2 protein-coding genes are annotated in these 3,981 nt (G+C 65.3%); both read left to right on the forward strand.

The window, feature by feature from the left end; all coding sequences use genetic code 11:
• The coding region (locus VGD20_RS14190) for a heme-binding protein (RefSeq protein WP_331135071.1) at positions 1 to 1,923 on the forward strand (1,923 nt) is incomplete at its 5' end.
• 3 nt (positions 1,924 to 1,926) lie between these two features.
• The gene (locus VGD20_RS14195) at positions 1,927 to 3,861 is read left to right on the forward strand and encodes a hypothetical protein (protein WP_331135072.1); all 1,935 of its coding nucleotides are present in this window, start codon (positions 1,927 to 1,929) and stop codon (positions 3,859 to 3,861) included.
• The last annotated feature ends 120 nt before the right edge of the window (positions 3,862 to 3,981 follow it).

Consider the following 3,981-nt stretch of genomic DNA (forward strand, 5'->3'; position numbering starts at 1 on the left):
GCCTTGCTGCTCACCGCGTGCGGGGGTGGGGGCGGCGGCGGTGGCGGTACGCCGACCCCGACGCCCACGCCGACCCCGACCCCCACGCCGACGACGGTCTACACGCCGCCCGCCGCCGAGGCGCTGACCACCGCCGACGTCGAGCGCGTGCTCGCGCAGGCCATATCCGAAGCGCAGGCGCGCAGCCTGCCGTCGGTGATCGCGGTGACCGACCGCGTCGGCAATGTCCTCGGCGTCTTCCGCATGAATGGCGCACGTGCAAACGCTACGACCTCGGCCGCACCGAACGGCGTCAATATCGACGCGCAAAATGTCACCTTCCCCGCCGAGGGGGGCGCGATCGCCAAGGCGGTCACCGGCGCCTATCTGTCGAGCGGCGGCAATGCCTTTTCGACGCGCACCGCGAGCCAGATCGTCCAGGAACATTTCCCGCCCGCGCCGACCACCGTCGGCCTCGAAAGCGGACCTCTGTTCGGGGTGCAGTTCAGCCAGCTGCCGTGCAGCGACCTGTCGGCGCGCTTCGGTGCCGCAGGCAACGCGGCGCTGATCGGCCCCAAGCGCTCGCCGCTCGGCCTCGCCGCCGACCCGGGCGGGCTGCCGCTCTACAAGAATGGCGTGCTCGTCGGCGGCATCGGGGTGATGGGCGACGGCGTCTATGGCAGCGATCCGAACATCCTCGATATCGACAACGACCCCGAGGAATTCATCGCGCTTGCGGGCACGCGCGGGTTCGAGGCGCCGAGCACGATCACCGCCGACAAGATCACCGTCGACGGGACGAGCCTGCGCTTTTCGGACGCAAGCTTCGCCGGTGTGATGTCGAACGGCAGCGCAAGCTTCGCGAGCCTCAACGGCACCGCGGGCAATCTCGTCGCGGTCACCGGCTATGCCAATGCCGCCGTGACGGCCGGGATCGCCTACGGGACCGAAGCGTCGGGCATTCGCGCCTCGACCGCCGCGGAATTCTCCAACCGCGACGCCTTCATCCTCACCGACGGCAGCGGGACCAATCGTTATCCCGTTCGCGCCGGCACCGACGGCGCAACGAACAGCGCGCCGCTGACGCAGGCCGAGGCGCGCGCGGTGCTGGAGGACGCTTTCGCGGTGATGAGTCGCGCGCGCGCGCAGATTCGCCGTCCGCTCGACAGCCGCGCGCAGGTGACGATCAGCATCGTCGACACCCACGGATCGGTGCTCGGCATTGTTCGTTCACCGGACGCACCGATTTTCGGCACCGACGTCAGCCTGCAGAAGGCGCGAACCGCGGCCTTTTTCTCGGGCGCGCAGGCGGGAAGCGAGCTGAGCGCCAATGCCAGCGCCGACGTCCGTCAATTCGTGACCGCCACGCGGACTTTCCTCAATAATTCCGCTGCGCTCACCGGCAAGATCGCCTTTTCGGACCGCGCGAACGGCAATCTGTCGCGGCCCTATTTCCCCGACGGGGAGGTCGGCCGTCCGCAAGGACCGCTGTCGCGCCCGATCGCACAGTTCAATCCCTTCTCGACCGGGCTGCAGTCGGCGCTGATCATCGGCAATCTCGACGCGCATCTGAAATTCGTGTCGGCCATCAACCCGGCCGACACGCCGCGGCGCTGCACGACCCTGCCCGACGTCGCGCCGGGGCAAAACCGGTTGCAGAACGGTATCCAGATTTTTCCGGGATCGGTCCCGATCTATCGCGGCAACCAGCTTGTCGGTGCGATCGGGGTGTCGGGCGACGGCATCGACCAGGACGACATGATCAGCTTCCTTGGTCTCCATAACGGCGGTGCGCGCGTCGGCGGCATCGGCAATGCGCCGGCCACGATCCGTGCCGACACCATCGTTGTCAATGTCGGCGCCGGGGTTCGCCTGCGTTACATCAGCTGCCCGTTCGCTCCGTTTCTCGACACGGCGGATCAGAATGTCTGCGACGGTCTATAGGCGATGATGACGGGGGGCAGCCTTTGGCCGGTCATCGCGGCACTCGCGGCGCAGGGCGCACCGGGCGCCGCCGTTGCGCAGCCGCCGCCGCCCGCTCCCGAGGGGCCGCCGGTGGCGGGGGAAGCCGCGCCCGCCGAGCAGCCTGCTGAAGAGCTGATCCCGCCGCCACCGCCGGTCGACTGGCAGGAGATGGTCAAGGACGACCTCGTCACGGGGATCATCGAGGGACGTCGCCGTCCCGGCTATACTCCCGACCTTCCCGACGCGCTGACGCAGGACAATGTCGGCGCGCTGCGTCCACCGCCGCCGCAGGCCTTTCCGGGGATGGAGGATCAACTGCCCGTCCCCGACCGCTGGCGGCTGATCGAGACGCTCGGCGTCGTCAAGGAACGCTGGTTCGATCCGTACCACCAGAACACGTACAAGGGCGACCGCGCGATTGACCGCAGCAAGGTGAAATGGCTGCCGATCAAGGGTGATGACTGGTTCTTCGTCGCCAATGCGGTGTCCGATACGGTGTTCGAACCGCGCACTTTCCCGATTCCCGTAGGGGTCCAGACGACCGAGCGGCCGGGCAGCCTCGATGTATTCGGCAAGGACCGCAGCTTCGTCTTTGCGCAGACCTTCATCGCGGGCGCCGCGCTGATCAAGGGTTCGACCGCGTTCAAGCCGCCCGACATCGAATATCGCGTCACGCTGGCGTATCAGGCCAATTATGTCGACGTGCCCGAACGGCGCGTGCTCGACGTGCGTCCGTCGAAGGCGAGCCATCGCTATGACAGCTTCCTCGGCGTGCAGGAATTGTTCGTCGACAAGCATTTGGGCAACACGTCCGACCGCTATGATTTCTATTCGGTCCGTCTCGGCATCCAGCCGTTCCAGAGCGATTTCCGCGGTTTCCTGTTCAACGACAGCCAGCTTGGCATCCGCCTGTTCGGCAACCGCGACAACAACCGCTTCCAATATAATCTCGCGGCCTTCTGGCGGCTTGAAAAGGACACCAACAGCGGCCTCAACGACATCACCCAGACGCCGCGCAGCGACTTCATCTTCACCGGCAATCTCTACCGCCAGGATTTCCCGTTCGTCGGGCTGACCAGCCAGGTCAGCGTGACCTACAATATGAATCGCGAAAAGAACGACGTGCAGATCGATCACAATGGTTTCCCGGTGCGCCCTGCGCTGCTCGGCGACCTGCGCGGGCGCGAATATGACGTCGTTTACCTCGGTTACAGTGCTGACGGGCGCATCGGGCGGATCAACCTTACCGCGAGCTTCTATGCCGCGCTTGGCGAAGACCGGAACAGTTTCTTCACGAGCAAGAAGGCGGAAATTCGCGCGGGCTTCGGCGCGGTCGAGCTCAGTTACGATCACGACTGGATGCGCTTCCGCCTGTCGGGGCTCTACGCCACCGGCGACGGCGATCCGTATAACAATACCGAAGGCGGCTACGACGCGATCTTCGAGAATCCGATCTTCGGCGGCGCCGACACCAGCTACTGGATTCGCCAGACGATCCCCTTCGCCGGCGGTGGGCGCGTGATCTCGATCAGCGGGCGCAACGGCATATTGAACTCGCTGCGTTCGTCGAAGGAAGAGGGGCAGTCCAATTTCAACAATCCCGGCACCGTCTTCATCGGCGCGGGCGCCGATTTCGACCTGACCCCCGAATTCCGCGTCAGCACCAATTTCAACCATCTCTGGTTCGAGAACACCTCGTCGTTGCAGGTGCTGCGCAGCGAGGGGTCGATCCCCAGGGATATCGGCTTCGACCTGTCGGTCGCGACGATCTGGCGGCCGAAGGCGACGCAGAACATCGTCGGGCGCCTCAGCGGCGCGGTGCTGCTGCCGGGCAAGGGGTTCAAGGACCTGTTCGACAACAAGAAAAAGAACGACGCCTATGTGTCGATCCTCGCCAATGTGATTTTGAGTTTCTGATGGAGCTGTTTCCATACAATCCGTTCGCGTCGAGCGAAGTCGAGAGGCCCATCGGTCGCGCGTGCCTTCACGGCATCTCGACTTCGCTCGATGCGAACGGGGTTTGGAGGCGAATGATGC

This window comes from Sphingopyxis sp. (assembly GCF_036402335.1).
Lineage (GTDB): Bacteria > Pseudomonadota > Alphaproteobacteria > Sphingomonadales > Sphingomonadaceae > Sphingopyxis.

Excerpts from the sequence above, each read along its gene's own strand:
- VGD20_RS14195 (WP_331135072.1), top strand. The coding sequence starts at position 1,927 with ATGATGACGGGGGGCAGCCTTTGGCCGGTCATCGCGGCACTCGCGGCG.